This window comes from Thermostichus sp. OS-CIW-32 (assembly GCF_054060415.1).
Window position 1 is genome coordinate 215718 of record NZ_JBSSDD010000001.1, and the last position, 24171, is coordinate 239888.

The window sequence follows — 24171 nt, forward strand, 5'->3', positions numbered from 1 at the left end:
GACCTCAGAGATTTCTATCCTTACACCCAACCAGACGATGGTCACCCTCCAGCTTCGACAACTCACCATCCCACCCGGCCAGCGCCTGCTGATTCACAATCTGAATTGGTTAGACTTTGAAGCCATCCTAGATGAGCTGGGCGAAAAGCGAGCCAGCCGCATTGCCTACAGCGATGGGATATTGGAAATCAGAATGCCCTCACCCAAGCATGAGCGAGAAAAATCCATCATTGGAGACATTGTCAAAATCTTGCTAGAGGAACTGGAAGTTGACTGCGAATGTTTTGGGTCAGCTACCTTCAAACAGCAAGCAATGAACTACGGGATCGAACCTGATGAATGCTTCTATATCCAAAATCACCAGGCCGTGATTGGCAAAGATCGGCTGGATCTATCTGTTGACCCGCCTCCGGATCTGGCCATCGAAGTGGATGTTACTTCCAAAACCCAGATTGAGGCTTACACCCGCCTAGGAGTGCCCGAACTTTGGGTTTATCAAGGCAACCAGCTAACCATCTACATCCTGCAATCCGGCCAATATCAGGCTTCTGCCACCAGCCCAACCTTTCCTCAGCTACCGATTTTAGAGTGGGTGCCAGAAGTCTTGGCCCAAAGTCGAGATCTGGGTAGAAGTCCAGCCCTTCGTGCCCTTCGCCAAAAAATACGCTCCATCTTAGGGAATTAATACGAGCCATAGGCCACGTACTCTGAGAGTTTTGCCCAAAGAAGATGATGCTTGCCCTCAACCTGCAACCGGCTTTGAATTTAACCGATGAAGTTTTCGAACAGCTTTGCCGGCAAAATCCTGAGCTGCGCCTGGAACGCACTGCCCAAGGAGAACTGATTGCCATGGCCCCTGCAGGCAGCGAAAGCAGCCGTCAAAACTTGAGCCTCAGCGCCCAGCTCTGGCAGTGGAACCGGCAAACCCAGCTTGGTGTAGCCTTTGACTCCTCTGCAGGTTTTGCCCTGCCGAATGGGGCCATCCGCTCTCCCGATGCCGCTTGGATTGCCAAAGAGCGCTGGCAGCAGCTTACCCCAGAGCAGCGCCGTCGCTTTGCTCCTCTTTGCCCTGACTTTGTGCTGGAACTAAAGTCTCCTACTGACGAGCTGGCTATCCTTCAGGCCAAGCTGCAGGAGTACCTGGACAACGGATCCCAACTGGGCTGGTTAATTGACCCAGAAAAGGGCCAAGTTTACGTCTATCGCCCAGGTCAGCCGGTACAGGTTTTGGAGCGACCTGCTAGTTTGTCTGGGGATCCGGTTCTCCCTGGCTTTGTTGTGGATCTCACTTTAATCTGGGAGTAGCGCCCCCGGGCCCTGAGTTGCTCTGCAGGCAAAGCTTATGATTGCCCTCAACCTGCAACCGGCTTTGAATTTAACCGATGAAGTTTTCGAACAGCTTTGCCGGCAAAATCCTGAGCTGCGCCTGGAACGCACTGCCCAAGGAGAACTGATTGCCATGGCCCCTGCAGGCAGCGAAACTGGATTCCGCAATGCCGACCTGCTGGGCCAACTGTGGCAGTGGAATCGAGGCAAGAACTTAGGTTTTGTCTTTGACTCTTCCGCGGGCTTTGCCCTGCCCAATGGGGCCATCCGCTCTCCCGATGCCGCTTGGATTGCCAAAGAGCGCTGGCAGCAGCTTACCCCGGAGCAGCGTCGTCGCTTTGCTCCTCTTTGCCCCGACTTTGTGCTGGAACTGAAGTCCCCCACTGACGAGCTGGCTATCCTTCAGGCCAAGCTGCAGGAGTACCTAGACAACGGATCCCAACTGGGCTGGCTGATCGATCCAGAAAGCCAGCGGGTTTACGTCTACCGCCCAGGTCAGCTGGTGCAAGTTTTGGAGCGGCCTACTAGCTTGTCTGGGGATCCGGTTCTCCCTGGCTTTGTTGTGGATCTCACTTTAATCTGGAAATAATCGACCCACCCCCTAACTTCAATTTCATTCAATCACTTATGGCTATCAGCAACCACGAACGAGTTGGACGCGCCCTCAACCTTCTGCGGCAGGGGCTTTATCCTTTTGTCGTGCGGGAGATGCAAGCCTTCCATGGAGAGAAGTGGCTGACAGTTGTCGCCGACAACCTGCCCGAGAGCTCTCCCAAATTCAAAAGTCCTGAGCAGATCCTGGAGGAAGATGTTTTGGCGCTGCTGACTCTCATGTGGGAGCAGTGGAACACCGTCTTCAGGCAAACTCTGGGACAAGCGGAGCGCACCCTAGTCAGCGAGCTGCGCAATACCCGCAACACCTGGGCCCACACCTGCACTTTTGGTTTTGACGATGCCTATCGCGCCCTCGATAGCGTTGCCCGACTGCTGAGCGCCATTGCTGCCCCCCAAGCTGCCGAAGTTGAAAAACAAAAACAAGAGCTACTGCGACTGCGCTTCGAAGAACAGGCCAAGCGGGAAAGCCGTCGCGCTATGGGATCCCCTACAGAAGGTCAGCCCCAGGCTGGCCTCAAGCCCTGGCGCGAGGTTGCCACTCCCCACCCCGATGTGGCTTCAGGTCGCTTCCAACAAGCCGAATTTGCCGCCGATCTTTGGGAAGTCTACCTGGGCGAAGGTTCGGATGAGTACCGGGATCCCGTCGAGTTCTACCGCCGCACCTACCTTACCGAGGGATTGCAACAACTGCTCACCAATGCCCTGAAGCGCCTCAGCGGCCAAGGGGGGGATCCCGTGATAGAGTTGCAGACCAACTTTGGCGGCGGCAAAACCCACGCCATGCTTGCCCTCTACCACCTCTTTGGAAGAGGGGCTAGGGGTGAGGGCCCCCTACCCGGCACAGAGTCTCTTCTCCAAGCCGTCGGCCTGCAGAGACCACCTCAAAACGTCAGGATAGCCGTCCTGGTGGGGAACAAGCTCCAGCCCAGCGGCATTCCCTCCTACAAGCCTGAGCACGCCCAGCAAAACCGCCCCCTGATCCGCACCCTTTGGGGGGAGTTGGCCTGGCAACTGGGAGGTGCCGAAGGCTATGCGCGGGTGCAGCAGGCCGACGCAACTTCCACCAACCCCGGCGATGCGCTTAAAGTCTTGTTCAACCGCTATGCCCCTTGCCTGATCCTAATCGATGAGTGGGTGGCCTATGCTCGCCAACTCCACGACAGCCCTGACCTAGCCGGCGGCAGTTTCGACACCCAGTTTACCTTTGCCCAAACCCTGAGCGAATCGGCCAAGAACGCAAAAGATACACTGCTGGTGGTGAGCCTTCCTTCTTCGGATATTGAAATTGGCGGGGAGCGGGGCAAAGAAGCTCTGGTTCGCCTGAGAAATGCCATTGGCCGGGTGGAATCCCCTTGGCGGCCCGCGAGCGCTGAAGAAAGCTTTGAAATTGTCCGCCGCCGCCTGTTTCAGCCCCTCACCAATCCCGAGCTATTTGTGCAGCGGGATGCCGTGGTGAAAGCGTTCATGGATCTCTATCGCAGCCAAAGCCAGGAATTTCCCAGCGAGTGCAAAGAAAGTGACTACGAACGCCGCCTCAAGGCTGCTTATCCCATTCACCCAGAGCTGTTTGACCGCCTTTACTCCGACTGGTCTACTCTCGACAAGTTTCAACGCACCCGCGGTGTGCTACGGCTGATGGCCAGGGTCATCCACACCCTCTGGGAGCGAAATGACCGCAGCCTGATGATCCTGCCCGCCCACATCCCCATGGACGATCAACAGGTACAAGCAGAGCTGACCCGCTACCTAGACGACAACTGGCTGCCGGTAATCGACAAAGACGTGGATGGCCCCACTTCCCTGCCCCTGACTCTCGACCGAGATCACCCCAACCTGGGCCGGTATTCCGCCTGTCGCCGGGTTGCCCGCACCATCTACATGGGATCCGCCCCCACCCTGCGGGCCGCCAACCGCGGCATTGAGGAGCGCCGCATCAAGCTGGGCTGCGTGCAACCGGGAGAACACCCCATCACCTTCGGCGATGCCCTGCGGCGGCTATCCGACCAGGCAACTTACCTATACGGAGATGGCAGTCGCTACTGGATTTCCACCCAGCCCAACGTCAACCGCACTGCTCAGGAGCGAGCCGAGCAACTGTTGAGGGACGAGCCCCACACCCTCTGCCAAGAGATCATCCGGCGCCTCAAAGCCGACAGAAATCGCGGTGAGTTCAGCGCCGTTCACGTTGCCCCCGACTCCACTGCCGATATTCCCGACGATCCCACTTTAGGCGTGCGGCTGGTGATCCTGCATCCCCAGTATTCCCATAGCCGGGGTAGCCAGGATAGCCCTGGGCGAGTCTGGGCTGAGCAGGCCCTCCAGCGTCGCGGCAGCGGCCCCCGCTACTACAGGAACATGCTGCTGTTTTTGGCGCCCGACAAAACCCGCCTGGAAAGCCTAGAACGCAATACCGCCCAATACCTAGCTTGGAAAGGGATCCTGGAAGACAAAGATCTCCTCAACCTAGATGCCTTCCAAACCGCCCAAGCCAATACCAAGCTGCACCAATCCGAGGCTGCTGTTGAGGCTGCTCTGCGGGAAACCTATCAATGGCTGCTGATCCCAGCCCAGCCTGATCCCCAAGGCAGTCTAGAGTGGAAAGAATGCCGACTGCAGGGGCAAGATTCCCCCATTTTGCAAGCCAGCCGCAAAGCTGTCCACGAGGGGGATCTGGTTACCGCTTACTCTGCCATCACCCTCCGCCTGGATACGCTGGATAGATTCCTCTGGCGCGAGGCTGATCACATCGATCTCAAACGACTGTGGGAATGCCTGGCCCAGTACCTCTACCTACCCCGCTTGAAAGACCCATCCGTTCTTCTAAGAGCTGTAGAAGACGGGGTAGCCTCAACTGCTTGGGAGGATAGCTTTGCCTACGCAGAGGCCTTCGATGAGTCCAAAGGCAAATACCTCGGCTTGCAAGTGGCAGCCATAGTCAAGCCCAGCATCGGTTCCAACAGCCTGCTGGTCAAGCCAGAGGTTGCCCGCCGTCAATTGGAAGCCCTTCAAGTTCCTTCCCCAAAGGCGCCCTGCATCTTCCCAGACAGCACTCCGCCTCTTCCTGGCCCCGGCGAGGAGGATTCCCCAGTTACGAATCAAGGAAATCAAGTTTCCCAGCCGGCGTTGCCGAGGCGATTTTACGGCAGGGTGGAAATGGATCCCCTGCGGGTCAACAGAGATGTTGCAACCCTTGCCGACGAGGTCATCCGGCACCTGACCAATCTGCCAGGAGCCACTGTCAAAATTACCCTGGAAATCGACGCGGAAATACCGGAAGGCTTACCGGAGAGCGTGAGGCGCACGGTAGCGGAAAACTGCCGAACCTTAAAGTTCTGCACCCTGGAGTTCGAGGACAATCCGCATAGTCATTTTTAAGCGGGAATGAAACTTTTTCCTTAGCATTGTGCACTAGCTCCTCTCTCCCTTTGCCTGGAGGTGGTGGTTGTGGCAGCGGCGCGGAACGCTGGGGCGGCACCGTGGAGCAATTGGGAAGTGTCTTAATCTAACTTGAAACGACTGTGACCCCGCTCTACTTCTCGGAGCTGAGCGCTGTCCCCACCTTCTCCATCAAGTCGTCCAGTTCGCTGTAGTCCGGCAGAGTCGTGTCGATGGCCTGCCCCTGACGCAACACCACCCGGTCATGCTGGGGACGGGAAAGCAGCTCATCAAAGCCACGTCCCTTGAACAGCACCAGATCTGCCGGCAAACCCACCCCAATTGGCCCTCGCTCGGTCAAGCCCATGATGCGGGCAGGGGTGGTGGTAATCGCCTGTGGCCAATCCCCATAGGGGGTATCCAGGTGCAAAATGCGGGTGGCCTCCCGGAACACCTCCAGGCCGTCGTGATCCCCAAAGCCGTAGAAGGGATCCCGACAGTTATCGCTGGCTATCATCACCGGCACGCCCAAAGCCTTCAGCTCATGCAACAGCGTCACTCCCCGCCAGCGGGGGGTATGGCCGGGGTTACGGGCTTGCAAATATAGGTTACACATGGGCAGGCTGACCACGGCAATTCCCGCCTCTCTGACCAAGGCCATAGTCTTGTGGGCCACCTCCGGCGGTTGCACGGCCAGGCTACAGCAATGGCCACACACCACCTGATGGGGAAAATCGTTGCGCAAGGCCGCCGCTGCTACGTGTCTCAATGTGAGGGATCCCGGATCATCCGTCTCATCCGTATGAAAGTCCAGAGCCAAGCCCCGCTCCTTGGCCAGGGCAAACACCCGATCCAATTGCCGATCCAGTTCCGGCCCCATCGCCGCCACCCCACCCAGGATCCCGCCCACTTCGGCCACCTTGTCCGCCAGCTTTTCCCCTGCAGGGGTGAGAAAGGCATCCAAGCTCAGAAGCGTGACCGCCTGGAGTTCCAGCTTGCCCGCCCACTCTCGGCGCAACTGGACAAACACCTCCCAGTTGGCCCCCATAACTTGAGGGTTCTCACAGGCCAGATGGGTGCGCACCGCCTGGGATCCATGGGCATAGCTGCAGCGCAAACCAAAGCTGAAGCGACGGTAGAGATCCTCCCGAAACCGCTCCGGATCCCCGTCATAGGCTTGCTTCATCTTCACCCAATCTTCCTGGCCGGCCTGCCTCGCCCCGGCAAAGGTGCCATCGGGATTGGGGGTGCGCGGCCACACATGTCCCTTGTCCAGGTGGGTATGGATATCCACAAAGCAGGGCCACACCTGGCCTCGCCTTAGATCCACGCCGGGGATCCCCTGGGGCGGGATCCCTGTTGCCGCCTGGATTTGGCGGATCTGCCCCCCTTCGATTTCCAGATCCAGCAACACCAGGTTATCGCGGTTGGGAACAGCTCCTGGCACCGCCTCCTTCAGTACCGACAGGGGAACCTGAGCATTCAGCAGCCAGTAGTGGGCAACGCCGGGGATCTGCATGGCGGGCAACGAAAAAGTGACTCCCAATATTAAGGGGATCCGAGCCCCTCAGGAGGAATCCAGTGCTACAGCGGCTAGGCAAACTGGCCCACCACCTGCATGGCAAAACTGAGCAAAATGAAGGCCAGCCAGGGGGAAAAGTCCAAGCCGCCAATGGGGGGAATGATGCCGCGGAACAGGTTGAGATAGGGATCGGTGAGTTGGCTGAGCACCGACAGGATGGGGTTAGACCAGTTCAGTTGCGGGAACCAGCTCAGCAAAATCCGCACGATCAGCAGAGCATTGTAAATGACGATGAACTGGTAAAGGGAGCGGAACAGCAAAGACGCGGCAGTGCCGTAGACCAACCCCAGGGAGAGGCCGTCCACCCAAGCGAGAGGAGACAACAAGTGACTGAGCATCATGGTTGGGAAAAGTAGGGAAACGACTCGATCAACTCAACATCCATTAAGCTGAAGCACCTTCGCCAGAGGCAGACCTGGCCCAGGATCGCAACTCAGCCGAGAGAGGATGGCAGAACCTAGAGAGGAAAGCCGCTGCCGCCTCTAGTTTGGCATGGACAGGGATCCCCTGCTCAAGGCTTTTCCTCAACAGCCCTGGAAGAGGTTTCCTTGACGAGCAATTGCGTGCGCATGGCCTGAATCGCCTCGTTTAACTCGGCAATCTTGGCCTCTAGAGTGCGGCGGGCTTGAGCAATGCGTTCTGCCTCATTTTCCCACTTCCTCCAGTCGCTGGACATGGCCGACTCACCCGAAGCACTGAGGCGCGGTCGTTCAGGGGCTACCGAGGTGCCGTTGAGACGATCCGGATCCCGGCGTTGGCCTTCGGCGGATCCCTTTCTGAGTCGAGGGGCAAGCACAAACCCAATGACCCCGCCGATGATCCCTCCCAACAGGGCGCCAGTCACTACACCCGCAATGAAGTCACCTTTCTGATCTGCCACGCTTTTGTCCAGCTCAATAACAATAAACTTGAGTCATCTTCTTCCGTTCTACCTTTCCTGTCCCACTCCTGCCAGCAAATCCGACCAAGGTTGAGGTAGCCGCCAGCGGCTGAGATGTTCCAGATGGGCTTGCACCTGATCCCTCAACTCGGCAAACGTGTGTTGCAGATCGCCGGTCGAGGGTAGGGATCTCAGCGTTGCCTGCCAGAGGTAAGCTGGGGAAAGTTCAGGGCTGAGCAACTGCCACAAACGCTGCAGCTCCTCAAAGTGAAGGCGATCATCTTCTGTGAGGGAAAGCACCAACTGGCGACGCAGATCGCGGGCCTCTTCCGACATCAGGTAGCGCAAACCCGTTTGGGCGGTGGGTAACCAATCCAATCCCCCATCGCTGCGGGCAATTTGAATCAGGTTCTCCAGGCGGTTCCAGCGGAACTTACCATCCTTGATCAACACTTGCAGCAGCCGTTGGCGAATACGCGGCGATTCATCCGTCAGCAGGCGCTTGGCCACATAGGGATAGGCCACACCGACGATGCGGAACTGGGGATAGAGGCTGAGGGCTACTCCCTCTTGGGTCACCAAAGAGCGGATCACCAGAGCAAAGTGGGAGGGCACCTGAAAGGGGTAGCGGTACATCAAGTCGGAGAACTGATCTGTGGCCGTTTTGAAGTTAAAGTTGACCACCTCTTGGGTCAGCACGTCTGCCAGCACCTTTTCCAAGGCGGGGATCAGCTCTTGGCGGCCGACATCCGGCTGCAAAAAGCCCAGATGAATAAAGTCATCGATCAGGGCGTTGTAGTCGCGATCCACCAGGTGAACCAGAGCATCCACCAAGTACTCCTTCATTTCCTCGGTAAGCTGATCCATCATGCCGAAATCGATGTAGGCCAAGCGACCATCGGCCAGGGCGAACAGGTTGCCCGGATGGGGATCCGCGTGGAAAAAGCCGTATTCCAGCAATTGCTTGAGGGCAGCAACCACCCCGATACGCACCAATTGTTTCACCTCCAGGTTGGCTGCTCGAATGCGCTCCACATCCGTCAGCTTGATGCCGTCGATCCACTCCAGGGTCAGAACCCGGCGGCTGCTGTAGGCCCAAAAGATGCGCGGCACGTACACATCCGGATCGTCGCGGAAGTATTCGGCGAAGCGCTTGCAGTTTCGCCCTTCGTGCAGGTAGTCGATCTCCTCAAAAAGCTTGCGGCCAAACTCATCGACCACCGCCGTCAAAGTACTGCCCAGGTTCAAGGGCAGCCAGGGGCCCAGCCATGTCGAGGCCCAGCGAATCAGGTACAGATCCAGGCTCAACTGCTCTCGCAGATGGGGTCGCTGCACCTTCACCGCCACCCATTCGCCGCTGTGCAACTGCGCTTTGTAGACCTGCCCCAGGCTGGCGGCGGCCACCGGCTCTGGAGAGATCTGGGCAAAGATCTCGGCAATCGGACGGCCCAACTCGGATTCGATGCGGGCAAATGCTTGCTCGGAAGGAAATGGCGGCAGTTGATCTTGCAGTTGGGTGAGTTCTTCTAGGTAGTCTTTGCGCACCAGATCGGGGCGGGTGGAGAGGGCCTGACCCACCTTGATGAACGTTGGCCCCAGGTCGGTGAGCAGCTTTCGCAACTGCACCGAGCGCCGTCCCACATTGCGATCAGTGTGTCCCCACAGTTGATCCCAGCGCAAACAGAGGACAAACCACAAGAAAGGCCAGAGAATGGCCAGCGCCCGACCGATCACTTGGGGCAGGCGCCAGCGGTAATAGCGGCAGATCAATTGCGGATCGTAAACTTCCAAAGCGGCAATGGGCGAAGTTCTACTAAACACACTCCAGCGATCTCACAGTCTTTTGTTTTAAAGCTCTCGGTATCCATCTTAACAGAAAAAGCCTCGCCGTTTCTGTGCCTCACCCGGCCCCATTCTCGGCCAGGGCCGGCCTGTTTCCCCCTCAAATGATGGTGTTGTCCGGGATCACCGAGTCTTTGATGATGGTGACGATGCCGTTGCTGATCCAGATCCCTTCCTCTTCCCGCTGCGCTTCGGTGACGTGATCCTTGTTGAGGATGCGGACATTGCGCCCAATGCGGGCATTCTTATCCACGATGGCGTTGACAATGTGAGAGTTGGCCCCGATGCCCACCGGTGGGATCCCTTCCTCCAGCCTGGCCTGTCGCTCTTCTGCCGACTCGTAGTAATCGGCTCCCATCACCAGGGTGTTTTCGATGATGGTGTTGGCCTCCAAGCGGCTGCGAATGCCGATGATGGAGTTGCGAATTTGGGCGTTTTTGATGATGCAGCCATCGGCGATCATGGAGTTGACAATCTGGGAGTCGAGGATTTTGTTGGGGGGCAAAAAGCGCGGGCGGGTGTAGATGGGCATTTCGCTGTCGAAGAAGCTGAAGGGCGGGTTGGGCTGCTGCACCAGTGCTAGGTTGGCCCGGTAAAAAGCCTCGATGGTGCCGATGTCTTCCCAGTAACCCTTGAAGAGGTAGGCTTGCAGATGGTACTTGCCGATGGCTGCCGGCAGCACCTCTTTGCCAAAGTCGGTGTGCTCCTTGACTTTGAGCATCTCGATCAGAGCTTCTCGCTTGAATACATAGATGCCCATGGAGGCGATGTAGGGCTTGGCTTTGGCTTCTTCCGGGCTGAGGCCGAGGGCTTGGGTGTCCACCTGACAGGCTTTCAGCAGATCTCCTGTTGGCTTTTCCTTGAAATCCACAATGCGACCGTTCTCGCCAAGCTTGAGCAAGCCAAAACCCGAGGCCACTTTTTCTTCACAGGGGAGCACCGCCAGCGTCACATCGGCCCCAACCTGCCGGTGATGCTGGATGAAGGGGCGGTAGTCCATGCGGTAGAGGTGATCCCCAGATAGGATGAGGAAGTCCCGCGGCTTCCAGGAGTCCATCAGCCAGAGGTATTGGCGGACAGCATCGGCGGTGCCTTGGAACCAATCGGGATTGTCAGGGGTTTGTTGGGCCGCCAAAACGTCCACAAAGCCGCCTGTAAAGGGAGACAAGCGGTAGGTGTTGACGATGTGGCGGTTTAGAGAGGCCGAGTTGAACTGGGTGAGGACGTAGATTTTTTCGATGTCGGAGTTGATGCAGTTGCTGACCGGGATGTCGATGAGGCGGTATTTGCCGGCCAGGGGCACAGCGGGTTTGGCGCGGCGCTTGGTCAGGGGATAAAGTCGGGTGCCACGCCCACCTCCCAAGATGATCGCCAGTACATCGCGCATGGTTGTCCTCCACCAGGCTACACCCAATAGCATAGACTGCTGCGGGGCCACCTCAACGACTGTCCTGTCGGATCTGGCCGGGCTGCTCGGAAAGGGGAACAAGTTGGCAAGACAGAATGCAGGGAGAGCTGATGGCGCGTATCCTGGCCTTTACCAACAACAAAGGGGGCACCGGCAAGTCCACCCTCTGCGTCCACGCGGCTCAGTTGACGGCCCAGCGGGGATACCGAGTTTTGCTCATCGATCTCACGTCCCAGGCCACCGCCAGCAACCTTTACCTGGAAGGGGCCGGATCCTTGCCGGCACCGGAAACGGCTTGGGCCAGCTTACACCCGCAACACCAACGTCCTCTGGAAGAGGTGATCTACTGCACGGACAAGGGAGTGGATGTGGCGCCCTCCCACAGCACCATGGCGGAAGTGGCGGCCCAACTGGCTGCTGCCGGAGAGATGGGGCAGAATCTATTGCAGCGCCAACTGGATCCCTTGCTGCCGGACTACGACTTCATCTTTCTCGATACGCCGGGAGAACTGAATGCCCTCACCGCCAATGCCCTGCGGGTGGCCCAGCGGGTGTTGATCCCGACACGGCTCAACCGCGCCGATTTCTCCTGCACGGAAGTAACCTTGCGCTACATTGAGGCCCTGAAAGGCCAGCTAAGCCAAGCCCGCGCCATTTTGACAATGCTGGATGACCGCTATCTGCCGGGGGGCATTTGGTCGGGATCCCACACCGGGCAATTGTACGTGCAAGCGCAACAGATTTTTGCGGATGTGCTTTCACCCGTTACCATTCCAGATAGCAGCGATTTGCGCATCGCCTTTGACTACGGCTTGACGGTGATGGACTATCGGCCTGGGTCGGCGGTGTGTCAGCGGCTGCTGCAGTTTGTTGAACGCGAGGTGCTCTTGTGACTGGATCTGACCGCAGCCTCTTTCCTTCGTCGGGGGAAACTTCCCGCCGCTCCGGCGGAATTCGGCGCAAGGCCGGTGCTAAAACCAGTTCAGAGCCCACCTCCGCAGAGTCTACTCCCACAGGCGAGGAGCCGACAACGATGTCTTCTCAGTCTCCCCCAGAACCAACCCCAGAATTGCCGGAAATTGCAGCCCTCAAAAGCCAACTGGCCGAAGCTCAACAACTCTTGCAGGACTACCAAAACAAAGTCTCTGCCCTGCAAGCTCAATTGCAGCAGGTTACTGCCCATCGGGACGAATTGCAAAAGGCGCTGGCGCAGTTGCAAGCGGTTGCGGACGAGCGGGCCAAAACCATCCAGGAGTTACGGAAACCCAAAGAGCAAGCCCCCATTCAGCCCAAACCCCAATCCTCGCCTCTGCACGCGCAAAAGAAGATCATGAATCGGCCCATCTTCGACAATGTATCAGCCACCGATGAAAGCATGCCCCCCTATTTGTTGGATTGACCGGGATGGAGGGGATCCCTAAGGGCGTGATTTGGATGGGGTCTCCACCTGTTCTGCTCCCTCCTGTTTTCAGCCCGACCTGTGCTTTTTTCCCTGCTTCCTGGAGATCCGGGATCCGATAGTTGGATATTGGATTGGATAACCTTTGTTCTCAGTGCCCTTCTCATGAGCCAATCTCCATCGACTCTCCCTGCTGGTGATGCCATTCCGCCCCACGGGGGCACCCTGATCAACCGCATTGCCCCGCCTGAGCAGGCGCAGGAGCTGCGTTCCAAAGCCGAACATTGCCCCATCCTCTATCTCGACGAGCGGGCCCAATCGGATCTGGAGATGATCGCTATCGGGGGCTTCAGCCCGCTAACGGGGTTTATGGGGCGGGAAGATTACCAGGCCGTTCTGGAAACGATGCACCTGGCCAATGGCTTGGCTTGGTCGCTGCCGGTCACCCTGCCGGTCTCCTCAGAAGTGGCAGCGGGTCTGAAAGAGGGGCAAATGATTGCCTTGGCCAGTGCCGAGGGCAAGATCCTGGGCTTACTGGAGCTGACCGAGAAGTTCACCTACGATAAAACATACGAAGCCCGGCAAGTTTATCGCACCACCGATGAGCAACATCCAGGGGTAAAGGTGCTCTACGAGCAGGGATCCGTCTATTTGGCCGGCCCCGTCACCCTCCTGCAGCGGGATCCCCACCCTCTTTTTCCGGCCTACCAGATTGACCCGGCCCAATCGCGGCAACTGTTTCGGGAAAGAGGCTGGAGAACCATTGTAGGCTTCCAAACCCGCAACCCCATCCACCGCGCCCATGAATACATCCAAAAATGTGCCTTGGAGATTGTGGACGGGCTATTTTTGCACCCGCTGGTGGGGGCTACCAAAAGCGACGACATTCCCGCCGATGTGCGTATGCGCTGCTACGAGGTGTTGATCGAAAAGTACTACCCCAAGGAGCGGGTGATCTTGGCCATCAACCCTGCGTCGATGCGCTACGCCGGCCCCCGCGAGGCTATTTTCCATGCTCTCATTCGCAAAAACTATGGCTGTACCCATTTCATTGTGGGGCGGGATCACGCCGGGGTGGGGAACTACTACGGTACCTACGATGCCCAACACATTTTCGATGAGTTCCAGCCGGGGGAGCTGGGCATCATTCCCTTGAAGTTTGAACATGCTTTCTATTGCACCGTCACCGGCACCATGGCCACGGCCAAGACCAGCCCCAGCCAGCCTCACCAGCGCATTCACCTCTCAGGTACCAAGGTGCGGGAAATGCTGCGCCGCGGTGAAGTGCCCCCGCCGGAGTTTTCTCGACCAGAAGTGGCCCGGCTGCTGGCCGAAGCCATGCGAGAGCGGGGTTAACCCTGGGAATCTCCCTAAGTGGCAGTCAAAAAGGGCCTGGGACAGACCAGACCCTCTGTATTGAAAGTTGTATTGAAAGTTGAACTTGAACCAGATTCCAGTCGAGTATCAGGCCAGCTCCGCTAGATTGATTGTCGGGTTGCGGTCGAAGAAGCCCCAAGGTACCAGCCTAAAGCCCGTTCTGTGCACAGGCATGACGGGCCAATCCTCATCCTATGAAAAAACCCCTGCCCAACGGCATGGGGAGAATGTATGATGGGGAGCCCGCGTTTCTACAGAACTCCCTCGAAGTCAAGCAGCCCTGAATAGGCAGCAACAGTTCTCATCCCGCCTCAAACCAGAGTTGTTCGGGATCCACATAATAGCAGCGGGCATTGTCCGCACAGATCAGCGCCCAGCCGTTTTGGTCGGCCTCGACCAAAGTATACTCACACTGGGGAATGAAATAGCCTTGGTGGTTTCGGGTATCGCTCTTAACCCAAACGGTCTGACGGTTCATCTTAAAGTTCCTCCCATCTGCAGTCAAAGGGGTCAAAAAAGTGAGGTTGGAAAACGGGACTCGATTCAGTGGCTATGGAAGCGGCGGCAGTGCAACACCACTGCAATATAATGAAGTGCAGCCACCGCCGAGCTAAGCATCTCGCGCCAGCCCGGAGTTCAATCTCATCAATCAACTGAGGCCGGGGAAGAGAAGCGACGAGAGCTAACCCCTATCGATAAATGGATCCCATATTGCTATTGGGTACAAGAAGTTTAGCACCAACTCCATGAGAACATCGCTAAGAGTTGTAGATTAAAATAAAAAGCTCTAGATTTTCCTAAAGTCTTGTTGCAAAACAAGGAATAGGGTCACTTAATCTTCTTCAAAAAGCCAGTTGTAAATCTTGCTCAAGTGGGGCCAAGCAGGACGGCGGTTCCCTCCCTCTTGCAGGTTGGATTTGACACCCTCAATCTGCTCGGGATCCCGTGCCAAGATTTGCTTAATGGCCTCCACCTGCTGGCGTACCCCGGTTTTTTTCAGCTCCAGCATGGCTAGGGTCAGATTCACACGGGGCTGGGCATCCACCGGATCCAACTTCACAGCAGTCTGGGCGGCCTTCAGGGCTTTTTCCGCCTGCCCCTCCAGAAGGTAGAGCCAGGACAAGCACGTCCAAGCCGCCGCCGCCTTTGGGGATCCCTTACAGATTGACTCAAAAGAGGGAATTAACGTCTTGGCTGCTTCCCCGGATTCATAGCGCCGAATCCCTTCCTGAAATAATTCTTCAATTTTTTGGCTCATCTCCCCCAACCCAGCACATCAACCTATTGACAAAATCGACAAGCTACCCGTGTAGGGTCGCTCTTGCCTGCTCGCTCATCTGTTGTAGCGCACTGCCGCTGGGGAGAGGGATCCCTTCTCCTTCAGCCAGCCAGAGCCAATACTCGATATTGCCGGCAGGGCCAGTGATGGGCGACCACGTGTAGCCTTGCACCTGCCAGCCCTGGGCCACGGCCGAGCGCATCACCGTCTCCAGCACGCGGGCATGGACAACCGGATCCCGTACCACCCCCTTTTTGCCCACCTGATCCCGGCCCGCCTCAAACTGAGGCTTCACCAGCAACAGCGCCTCCCGTGGGAAACGCAACAGGTTCCACAGCGGAGCTAGCACCTTAGTCAGGGAAATAAAAGACAGGTCTACCACCGCCAAATCCGGCCAGCTCTGGGGAGGTGCCTCGCTTCCGTACAGATCCTCCGGCTGCAGATGGCGCAAGTTGGCCCGCTCCTTTAGGATCACCCGCGCATCCGTTCGCAAAGACCAGGCCAGTTGCCCATAGCCCACATCCACTCCGTAGACCCGCTGGGCTCCCCGTTTCAACAAGCAGTCTGTAAAACCTCCTGTGGAAATGCCCGCATCCAAACAAATACGACCCTGCACCTGAACAGGAAAAGTTTGCAGCGCCCCCTGTAGCTTTTCTCCCCCCCGTGAGACAAAAGCAGGCCCAGACTGGACTTGCACCGCTGGATCCCCGCTCACCCAGGTTCCAGGCTTTTCCGCCCGCACCCCATTTAGAAAGACTTCTCCTGCCAAAATGGAGCGTTGCGCTTGCTGGCGTGAGGAAAAATATCCGCGCTCCACCAACCAGCTATCCAGACGCACCCGCTTGGCCATCTCGCCGGTGCCTCACCTTGCATAGATCTTCCCGCCCATTAGAATAGGCGAGCGGGATCCCAACTGACCAGAATTGAGGGATCGCCAACAGCAGATTAGCCGAACCGTCCGCTCACGTACTCTTCCGTTTCCCGATGGGCGGGAGAGTTAAAGATTTTCTCAGTGCGGTTAAACTCTACCAGCCGTCCGTAGCGAAACCCCTCTTCGTCGACTTCAGTGTTGAAGAAGGCGGTAAAGTCGGAGACCCGCGCTGCCTGCTGCATGTTGTGGGTAACGATAATGATCGTGTAGCGACGGCCCAGTTCCTTGAGCAACTCCTCAATGCGCAACGTGGAGATTGGATCCAACGAGGCACAGGGCTCGTCCATCAGGATCACCTCCGGTTGGATGGCCAAGGTGCGGGCAATGCAAAGACGCTGCTGCTGTCCCCCCGAAAGGGAGAGGCCGCTCGTCTTCAACTTGTCTTTAACCTCGTCCCAGAGGACGGCCTGACGCAATGTGCGCTCTACCAGCTCATCCAAGTCTCCTTGGTAGCCGTTGACCCGTGGCCCAAAGGCAATGTTGTCGTAGATGGACTTCGGGAAGGGGTTGGGCTTTTGGAACACCAGGCCAACTCGCCGCCGCACTTCAGCAGGATCTACATCGGGATCGTAGATGTTTTTCCCGTGAAAAATTACGGATCCCTCTACTCTCGCCCCCGGGATCAGATCGTTCATGCGGTTAAAGCAGCGCAGCAAAGTACTCTTGCCGCAGCCGGAAGGGCCAATAAAAGCAGTGATGTGATTCTTGGGAATCTTCAGAGAAACCTGCTTCACCGCCAAATGAGAGCCGTAGTAAACACTGACTGCTTGCGTTTCCAGCTCAACAGTTAAGTTGGCAGACTTCTTAGAGGAATCAGGAGTGCCGGGAAATGGAGGGCGCATAGGAATACCAGAGGTAGACGTTGCTTCAGAACCCAAACTCAAAATCGAAGAATAGTGAGGCAAAAATCTCAGAAGAACCAGATCAGATAGTAATGATTTCCTGACGACGACTCAGCAGCAGCCGGAAACTGGTCGTGGTGATCAAAACCAGAATCACCAAAGCCAAGGCTCCTCCCCAAGCAATTTTCTGCTGGTTCTCGAAGGGAACAATGGCAAAGTTGTAGATCAGCACCGCCAGCGAAGCTACTGGCTTCAGCAAACCATCGGGCCATAGGAAACTGAACAGAGCGGTGAAGATTAGAGGCGCTGTTTCCCCAGCTGCTCGGGCAATGGCCAAAGTCACCCCCGTTAGGATCACCGGCAAGGCAGCCGGCAAGACAACTCGAAACACGGTCTGCACCCGGGAAGCGCCCAGAGCATAGGCAGCAGCCCGAGTGTCCGCCGGCACCAAGCGCAGAGCCTCCTCGCAGGAGAGGATGATGATCGGCAAAGTCAATACCGATAGAGCTACTCCGCCAGAAAGGGCAGAAAAGGTCTTGGTGGAAAGCACCAGCACCCCATAGGCGAACACGCCAGCGATGATGGAAGGAACCCCCGTCAGCACTTTGATAATGAAACGCAGAGATGATGCTGTAGAACTGTTCTGGCCGAACTCCGAGAGATAGATCGCAGCAAATAGACCAATAGGGAAAGTGATTGTAATGGCAATCGATACCACAATGATCGTTCCCAGCACAGCGTTGCCAAAGCCGCCTACCTGATCGCCAGGAGGAGGAGGAAGCTGGGTTAAGGTCTGCCAATTGAAGCGCTCAATGCCATTGACGAAAACATAGTAAAGGATGGAAGCGAGCACAACAATCGCAAAAATGCTGGAAGCAAAGGTCAGGCCTGTCATCACCCAGTCCAGCACGACGCGCTTGGATCTGACTTTGCGTTTGAACAAATTGGCCTGTGCTGCCACTTGTGTCGCCATGTTCCTCTACTCCCGAGAAGCCGTCAAAGCAAACTTGACCCGACGAACCATCAGCTCAGCGATGATGTTGACCACCAGCGTAATGACCAGCAAGATCAAAGCCGCATACATCAGAGCCGAGATCTGCTCGTCGGCTGCTTCTGCAAACTCGCTGGCCAGCAATGCAGGGATGTTGCTGGCAGGGGCCAAAAGCGAGACTCTAATCCCCCGCGCATTGCCAATCAGCATTGCCACCGCCATGGTCTCGCCCAGGGCGCGTCCCAAACCCAGCACCACAGCCCCCAACATACCCCCAATCGCAGCCGGTAGTACCACTCCAAAAATGGCTTCCCATCGCGTAGCCCCCATCGCATAGGCAGCCGCGCGCAGCTCAGGAGGAACAGCCACCAAAACCTCTCTGGCGATGGCCGTGATGATGGGGATGATCATGATCCCCAAGACAACCCCTGCCGTCAGCATCCCCGGCCCAATCGGTGGTGTGCTGAAAATGGGAAGCCAATTGAAGTTCTCGTACAGGAACATCTGAACGGGGCGGAAGAAGGGGATGAAGACAAACAATCCCCAAATGCCGAACACCACACTGGGAATAGCCGCCAACAGCTCAACCACAATGATCAGAGCCAGACGCAAGGACTTCGGAAGAAAATCCTCGCTCAGAAAAATAGAGATGCCAAAGCTAAAAGGAACCCCCACAATCAGAGCGATGAGAGAAGTCACTAGCGTGCCGTAGATCTGTGGCCAGGCCCCATAGATATCCTCGACCGGATCCCAGGTGGTGTTCCAGAAAAAGCTTAGTCCAAACCTGTCTATAGCAGGTAAAGACTGAATGCCGATCTCCAGAGCAATCCAGAGCAGCAGGAAGGCCGAGAAAAACACGGCAATCCGCGTAGCCCAGATAAAAACCTGGTCGCGCCGGCGCTGGAAAACCGGCCGAGGCCGAAACATAGAACTGCTGTCAGAAAAAAAGGTATTCATCCGCCTGAAGCCAGAAGTGGTTGGTAAGAGTTTTTACGGGGTAATGCCTTCCAGCGCAGCCAGAGCTTTTTGCCGCGTTTCTTCCGGCAGAGGGACATATCCCAACTGCTCAGCGAAAGCCTGCCCCTCAGTGAGGCCGTAGCGGAGAAACTCTCTAACGGCCTTGGAAGTCTCGGCTTTGGGGTAAACCTTGTAGGCAAGGATCCAGGTGTAGCCCGCAATAGGGTAAGAGTCTTCCCCACTAGGATCCGGATCGACCCCCAGCAAACGCTCGTCGAGCTGAATTCTGGCCAGCGCCGCTTTCTCCGTCTCGACGTTGGGAGTTACAAACTTGCCTGCCCGGTTTTCCAGACGGGCAATGTTCAGGTTGTTGAGCTTGGCAAAGCCGAATTCCACGTAGCCAATCGAGCCAGGAATTTGCTTGATCTGCTCGGAAACCCCTTCGTTCCCACGCGCCCCTACGCCGGTTGGCCAGTTTACCGAAGAGCCGCGACCCACCTTTTGCTTCCACTCTGGGCTAATAGCGTTGAGGTGAGTGGTGAAGATATCGGTGGTACCACTTCCATCAGAGCGATGCACGACGGTAATCGGCAAATTCGGGAAAGTCACCTGTGGGTTAAGGCCAGCCAGCAGGGGATCGTTCCAGTTCTTGATCTTGCCCAGGAAGATATTCGCCAGTGCCAGGCGGGAAAGGCGGATTTCGGGGCCCACCCCAGGAATGTTGTACGCTGCAACTAACGCTCCGCCCACCATGGGTACAGAAACCATCCCTTTGGGAGGGTTAGCCTCATTATCAATTTGGTTGATCTCTTCAGGACGGGGCACGCTGTCACTGGCACCGAAATCGACCGTGCGGGCTACAAACTGCCGACGACCCGCACCGCTTCCTACAGACTGATAGTTGACCTGGATGTTAGGGTTTTTCTTGCCAAACTCTTGGGCCCAAGTTTGATAGATGGGGGCCGGGAAGGTCGCCCCAGCGCCATTGATGGTGATGGTCTGCCGAGCAAACACTCGCTGCCAATTCGTCTGACTGGCCGCAAAGCCGGCAACAGTGGCAGATAGAAACTTCAGGAAAGAACGACGCTCCAAGGGGTGCAACGTCACCATACAGATCTCCTCTCCCAGATGAAGATAAAATCCTAGCCCAGATCTAAAAAAGGCTACTTCACTCGAGAACCTTACCCAACCCAATCAAAACTCGTCGGGCTGGGTATGCCACTACCGCCTGGAAGCTTGGAGGCAACCCTCAAGCTAACCCTGCGATCCTCAACAAGCCTTCAACCGATCGCAGCGCCCCAAGGCTCCCTCCGAGCACGCAAGGTTTCCCACGGAACGCTCCATCGAAGACTTCACTAATTCGCCCAGCTACTATAACGTAAAGGTCAGTTGTTTTTGGTTAAATCGAGGTTAAGCCCAGGTTATCCTTGGGGATATCCGCCAAATGTTGCAAACCCCTCAAGGGATCCCCTTTGGTGTCAGCCACTCTATACCCTCTGCTAAGTATTTCCTGAAACAAATAACCTTCCGCATTTTTGGTTTAGAAACAAGGTGGCTTCTTGTCTTCCTACCGGGGTTGCGAGCGGCAAGAGAGCTTCATCGGCAATGAGCTCCGAGAAGGGATCCCTCATGCCAAAGGGCTGAGGCGTAGGGGGCAGCTTGCTTTGGAGTTTATAGTCGTTTCAGGCTAGGGTGAGACGCCTGGGCTATTGAGAAAAGCCTTCTTCCCCCGTACATTATTGCTCCGTAACGCTGACGCGACGGCGCGACCAACGTTCTAGGTGGGGGTGCAGTGTCCTGGTTTGAATCGAAATGACCATAAGCTGACAATGGCTCTACTGAGCCTCTAGAATGGAGGGCTGTCGAGAAAAGAAGTGTCTTCCCAATGTCGAAACGTAACATGCAGGTTGTGCTGCGCCAGGCGATCCCAGGGCTGGGCAAGCCCGGAGAGATTGTCAACGTCAAGCCCGGCTATGCTCGCAACTACCTCTTCCCACGGCAGATGGCGGTGCGGGTTACCCCTGGCATATTGAAAGAGCAGCAGATGCGTCTGGAGCAGGAAGCGGCTCGTAAACTGGCAGAAAAACAACGGGCGGAAAACTACAAGACCGCTCTGGAGACCATCGGTCGCTTCGTCATCCGTAAGAAAGTGGGAGAACACGACCTCCTATTTGGGCAGGTTACCACCAGCGATATTGCCGAGGTGGTGCTGGCTACCAGCGGCCTGGATATCGACCGCCGCAACATTCTCCTCAATGAGGAGATCAAGAAAACCGGGGTTTATCCTGTGCAGGTAAAGTTACACCCCGAAGTTACCGCTACGCTGCGCATTCAGGTTACTCCCGAATGAGGACTCACCTTCGAGGATCCCTGAATTCCTGTGAGGGATCCCGGGGTGAGTAGGGTTTTTGCCTTAGGCAACAAGCGGGTATGCTCAGCCTAGAGCTTGACCCGCCTGACGATTGGAGCTGACTGGCTGAGAGGCCGGTTGCCCTAGGGCTGGGTTGATTTTCCTATCCTGGCTTGTGGTGATCAGCGATTACGACTTAACGGGTGGGGATCGGCTTCCTCCTCAAAACATTGAAGCCGAGGAGGAAATCCTGGGGGGCATCCTCCTCGATCCGGATGCATTGATGCGGGTCGCGGAGTTTCTGCGACCAGAGATGTTTTACATCTCTGCCCACCAAGAGATTTACCGGGCTGCTCTCCAACTGCACAGCCAAGGGCAGCCCACCGACCTGATGACTGTGTCTGCTTGGTTGGCGGATCATCATCTTCTGGAGCGGGTGGGGGGAACAGGGGCGATCCGTCGTCTGCTGGAGCAAACCGTCAGCAGCGTCAACATCGACCAGTATGCTCGCCTGGTGATGGATAAATACATGCGCCGCCAGTTGATCCAGGTGAGCAATACCTTGGCTCGTTTGGCCTACGATACCAGCCAACCCCTATCTCAGGTAATGGATCAAGCCGAGCAGCAAGTGTTTGGCCTCACCCAAGAGCGGGTGCAGCGCAGTCTTATCCCGGCCTCCGAGGTTTTGGTCAATATCTTCTCGGATTTGGAAGAGAAGTTCCAAAGCGGGGCACAGCTTCCGGGGATCCCGACCAAATTCATCGACCTGGATAACTTGACCCAGGGCTTGCAGCGATCCGACTTGTTGATCCTGGCCGGTCGTCCCTCGATGGGGAAAACCAGTCTTGCCCTCAACATTGCCCAAAATGTGGCTGCCTACGCCAAGCAGCCGGTCGCCATCTTTAGCTTGGAAATGTCACGAGAGCAACTGGTGCAGCGGCTTTTGGCCAGCGAAGCCCGCATCGACAGCAGCCGTCTGCGTTCTGGGCGCATCAGCGAACACGAGTGGCAGCGCCTGGGACAAGCCATTGGTTTTTTGTCGCAATTGCCCCTGTTCATCGACGATACCCCCGACTGTACCGTTACCGAAATTCGCTCCAAAGCGCGGCGTTTGCAGGCGGAACAGGGGGGAACGTTGGGGATGGTGTTGATCGATTACCTACAACTGATGCAGGGATCCGCTGCTGACAACCGGGTGCAGGAGCTGTCGCGCATTACTCGTGGCCTCAAGGCCATGGCCAAGGAGCTGATGGTGCCGGTGCTGGTGCTGTCTCAGCTCAGTCGGGCTGTCGAGTCTCGCTCCGACAAACGTCCACAGCTGGCGGATCTGCGGGAATCGGGCTGTCTGGCCGGGGATACGCAGGTGATGGATGCGGATCGCGGCAAGATCTGGCGGCTGGATCAACTGGCGGCCCTGCCGGCTGCGGCGGAACTGCCCCGCCTGCTCAGCTTGAACGGGCGCGGGCGCTTGGTGCCCCAACAGCCTGTGAAAGTGTTTTGCAGTGGTCGGCAGCCCACCTGTGTTCTGAAGACCCGCCTCAACTTTTCCATTCGCGCCACCGGCAACCATCCCTTCTTGACCCCAGACGGCTGGAAAACCCTCGACGAGCTGCAATTGGAGGAAGAGGTGGCGGTGGTAGTGCAGGAGGGGCTGATCTGGGATCCGGTGGTGCTCATCAGCGAGCCGGGGGAGCCTCAGCCGGTTTACGACGTCGAGATGCCCCGCCACCACAACTTCGTGGCCAACGGTCTGCTGGTTCACAACAGCATCGAGCAGGATGCCGATCTCGTGATGATGATCTATCGCCCGGAGTACTACGATCCCAACACCAGCGATCGCGGCATTGCCGAGGTCATCATCGCCAAACATCGCAACGGCCCCACCGGTACCGTGCGCCTGCTGTTCGAAAGCCAGTACACCCAGTTTCGCAACCTGGCCGATCCCAACCGCTGAGCAACCGATGCCGAAGAGGGATCCGGAGCTGCTGCCTTGGGAACAACCCCGCAAGGTGTTAGCTTAGGATCGCTGCGGGCCAAAGCAATGCTCTTGAGCCGGCTACCCTCTCTCCTAATGCTCAAAACGATATGTTTAAAAACGTGTTAATTGCCACCGACCGCCGAGATGGCCTGCAGCGTTTTGGCAAGTGTTTGGAAGATCTGCACAGCAACGGCATTGAGCGCGTCACCTTCGTCCGCAGCGTAGATTGGCAAGAGGACGACATCGGCATTCCCGACGACATTACCCCCGAAGTCCAGGCGGAGCAGGCCCAGTTGCAGAAGCTGCTGAACCCGATCCCAGCAGGGTTGGAAGTCAAGGCTCTGGTGCAGGTGGGCAGGCCAGCCGATCTAATCCTAAAAGGCATCCAAACCTATGGCTCCGATCTGCTGATTACAGGCATGGGTACCCACAACCTGCTCGCCGAAAAATTGTTCGGCAGCACCACCATGACGCTGTTGCCGAAGCTGAAAATCCCCCTACTGGTGATGCGCCCCCAGCTGCTGGCTACCTTTACCCTGGAAGAATTGCGCTTGCGCAGCCGCCACCTGTTTCGCTGCCTCTTGGTGCCCTTTGACTTTGAGCAGCCGCGTCAGCAGTTGCTCAACCATCTCGGCCACCTGCTGCCCGGTACTTCCCAGTGCCAGACGGTTACCCTGCTCTACGTGGTGGATCCCAGCGCCCGCCGCAACCAAGGAACTCCGGTGGAGGTGCTCCAACGCAAAGCCGAGGCTGACCTGGCCCAGGTGCTTGAACCCCTGAGCGAGCAGGTGAAGCCCGTACAGCTGCGCACCCTGGTGCGGGTGGGATCCCCTCTCAAAGAGATCCTGGCTACTGCTGCCGATGAAGACATGACGGCCATCGCCACTGCCTCCCCCCACGTGGGCAGCTTCTGGGAGTGGTCGGTTCGCAGCCTCACCGGCGAGATTTTGCGGCAAAGTTGGCATCCGGTGTTGTTTTTCCCGCGCGGGTCTTTGGCCCAGTAGATCCAGGCAAGATCCAAGCCGAGTGTTGCAGATTA

The 24171-nt window shown here is 57.0% G+C and carries 22 protein-coding genes and 1 pseudogene; 10 read left to right on the forward strand and 13 right to left on the reverse strand.

What is annotated here, in order from left to right; genetic code table 11:
* The first annotated feature begins 37 nt into the window (after positions 1–37).
* From ACVWY8_RS01045 to ACVWY8_RS01060, 4 genes are read left to right on the forward strand one after another with little or no spacing between them, the layout of a single operon-like run.
* Positions 38–685 (forward strand): Uma2 family endonuclease, encoded by a 648-nt coding sequence (locus ACVWY8_RS01045; RefSeq protein ID WP_414329080.1) that lies wholly within the window; start codon positions 38–40, stop codon positions 683–685.
* 47 nt (positions 686–732) lie between these two features.
* Positions 733–1305 carry a Uma2 family endonuclease gene (locus ACVWY8_RS01050; protein ID WP_457392691.1) on the forward strand — a complete coding sequence of 191 codons (573 nt, stop codon included), beginning with the start codon at positions 733–735 and terminating at the stop codon, positions 1303–1305.
* Between the two features lie 37 nt (positions 1306–1342).
* Positions 1343–1915: a Uma2 family endonuclease gene (locus ACVWY8_RS01055; RefSeq protein WP_414329670.1), complete on the forward strand. Its 573-nt coding sequence runs from the start codon at positions 1343–1345 to the stop codon at positions 1913–1915.
* Between the two features lie 38 nt (positions 1916–1953).
* Complete coding sequence (locus ACVWY8_RS01060) at positions 1954–5316, forward strand: Swt1 family HEPN domain-containing protein (RefSeq protein ID WP_414329672.1); 3363 nt, start codon at positions 1954–1956, stop codon at positions 5314–5316.
* Positions 5317–5470: 154 nt separating this feature from the next.
* On the opposite strand, the gene ACVWY8_RS01065 is transcribed toward ACVWY8_RS01060, so the two are convergent.
* The 5 genes from ACVWY8_RS01065 to ACVWY8_RS01085 all read right to left on the reverse strand — a co-directional run bounded on the left by ACVWY8_RS01065 (position 5471) and on the right by ACVWY8_RS01085 (position 11007).
* On the reverse strand, positions 5471–6835 hold the full coding sequence (locus ACVWY8_RS01065; protein ID WP_457392347.1) for a cytosine deaminase: 1365 nt from the start codon (positions 6833–6835) through the stop codon (positions 5471–5473).
* A 74-nt stretch (positions 6836–6909) separates the two neighbouring features.
* Positions 6910–7239 (reverse strand): YggT family protein, encoded by a 330-nt coding sequence (locus ACVWY8_RS01070; protein WP_011432695.1) that lies wholly within the window; start codon positions 7237–7239, stop codon positions 6910–6912.
* Positions 7240–7409: 170 nt separating this feature from the next.
* Positions 7410–7778, reverse strand: coding sequence for a hypothetical protein (locus tag ACVWY8_RS01075; protein ID WP_011432696.1), 369 nt, complete (start codon positions 7776–7778; stop codon positions 7410–7412).
* 48 nt (positions 7779–7826) lie between these two features.
* Entirely contained in the window at positions 7827–9599 is a 1773-nt protein-coding gene (locus ACVWY8_RS01080) for an ABC1 kinase family protein (RefSeq protein ID WP_457392345.1), read from the reverse strand.
* A gap of 121 nt (positions 9600–9720) precedes the next feature.
* Positions 9721–11007: a glucose-1-phosphate adenylyltransferase gene (locus tag ACVWY8_RS01085; RefSeq protein ID WP_457392343.1), complete on the reverse strand. Its 1287-nt coding sequence runs from the start codon at positions 11005–11007 to the stop codon at positions 9721–9723.
* 131 nt (positions 11008–11138) lie between these two features.
* On the opposite strand from ACVWY8_RS01085, the gene ACVWY8_RS01090 reads away from it, so the two are divergent.
* The 3 genes from ACVWY8_RS01090 to sat all read left to right on the forward strand — a co-directional run bounded on the left by ACVWY8_RS01090 (position 11139) and on the right by sat (position 13783).
* Positions 11139–11921: a ParA family protein gene (locus ACVWY8_RS01090; RefSeq protein ID WP_457392341.1), complete on the forward strand. Its 783-nt coding sequence runs from the start codon at positions 11139–11141 to the stop codon at positions 11919–11921.
* Between the two features lie 140 nt (positions 11922–12061).
* Positions 12062–12427, forward strand: a complete 366-nt coding sequence (locus tag ACVWY8_RS01095; protein WP_457392338.1) for a hypothetical protein — start codon at positions 12062–12064, stop codon at positions 12425–12427.
* 165 nt (positions 12428–12592) lie between these two features.
* Entirely contained in the window at positions 12593–13783 is a 1191-nt protein-coding gene (sat, locus tag ACVWY8_RS01100) for a sulfate adenylyltransferase (RefSeq protein WP_414419111.1), read from the forward strand.
* A 108-nt stretch (positions 13784–13891) separates the two neighbouring features.
* On the opposite strand, the pseudogene ACVWY8_RS01105 reads toward sat, so the two are convergent.
* The 8 genes and pseudogenes from ACVWY8_RS01105 to pstS form a co-directional block, all read right to left on the reverse strand.
* Positions 13892–13993 (reverse strand): annotated as a pseudogene (locus tag ACVWY8_RS01105) (copper amine oxidase); the annotation flags it as partial.
* A 112-nt stretch (positions 13994–14105) separates the two neighbouring features.
* Positions 14106–14282, reverse strand: a complete 177-nt coding sequence (locus ACVWY8_RS01110) for a hypothetical protein (protein WP_414332524.1) — start codon at positions 14280–14282, stop codon at positions 14106–14108.
* Positions 14283–14636: 354 nt separating this feature from the next.
* A complete protein-coding gene (locus tag ACVWY8_RS01115; RefSeq protein ID WP_011432703.1) occupies positions 14637–15062 on the reverse strand; it encodes a hypothetical protein in 426 nt (141 codons plus the stop codon).
* A 43-nt stretch (positions 15063–15105) separates the two neighbouring features.
* Positions 15106–15933: a TlyA family RNA methyltransferase gene (locus ACVWY8_RS01120; RefSeq protein ID WP_414388054.1), complete on the reverse strand. Its 828-nt coding sequence runs from the start codon at positions 15931–15933 to the stop codon at positions 15106–15108.
* A 95-nt stretch (positions 15934–16028) separates the two neighbouring features.
* Positions 16029–16856, reverse strand: a complete 828-nt coding sequence (gene pstB, locus ACVWY8_RS01125) for a phosphate ABC transporter ATP-binding protein PstB (RefSeq protein ID WP_457392336.1) — start codon at positions 16854–16856, stop codon at positions 16029–16031.
* Positions 16857–16938: 82 nt separating this feature from the next.
* Entirely contained in the window at positions 16939–17829 is an 891-nt protein-coding gene (gene pstA / locus ACVWY8_RS01130) for a phosphate ABC transporter permease PstA (RefSeq protein ID WP_457392334.1), read from the reverse strand.
* A 6-nt stretch (positions 17830–17835) separates the two neighbouring features.
* Positions 17836–18804, reverse strand: coding sequence for a phosphate ABC transporter permease subunit PstC (gene pstC / locus ACVWY8_RS01135; protein ID WP_414423986.1), 969 nt, complete (start codon positions 18802–18804; stop codon positions 17836–17838).
* A 33-nt stretch (positions 18805–18837) separates the two neighbouring features.
* Positions 18838–19914 carry a phosphate ABC transporter substrate-binding protein PstS gene (gene pstS, locus ACVWY8_RS01140; protein ID WP_457392331.1) on the reverse strand — a complete coding sequence of 359 codons (1077 nt, stop codon included), beginning with the start codon at positions 19912–19914 and terminating at the stop codon, positions 18838–18840.
* Positions 19915–20689: 775 nt separating this feature from the next.
* On the opposite strand from pstS, the gene rplI reads away from it, so the two are divergent.
* From rplI to ACVWY8_RS01155, 3 genes are all read left to right on the forward strand, one after another.
* Positions 20690–21154, forward strand: coding sequence for a 50S ribosomal protein L9 (gene rplI / locus ACVWY8_RS01145; protein WP_414329820.1), 465 nt, complete (start codon positions 20690–20692; stop codon positions 21152–21154).
* 178 nt (positions 21155–21332) lie between these two features.
* Positions 21333–23108 carry a replicative DNA helicase gene (dnaB, locus tag ACVWY8_RS01150; protein ID WP_457392689.1) on the forward strand — a complete coding sequence of 592 codons (1776 nt, stop codon included), beginning with the start codon at positions 21333–21335 and terminating at the stop codon, positions 23106–23108.
* 131 nt (positions 23109–23239) lie between these two features.
* Positions 23240–24136 carry a universal stress protein gene (locus ACVWY8_RS01155; RefSeq protein WP_457392329.1) on the forward strand — a complete coding sequence of 299 codons (897 nt, stop codon included), beginning with the start codon at positions 23240–23242 and terminating at the stop codon, positions 24134–24136.
* The last annotated feature ends 35 nt before the right edge of the window (positions 24137–24171 follow it).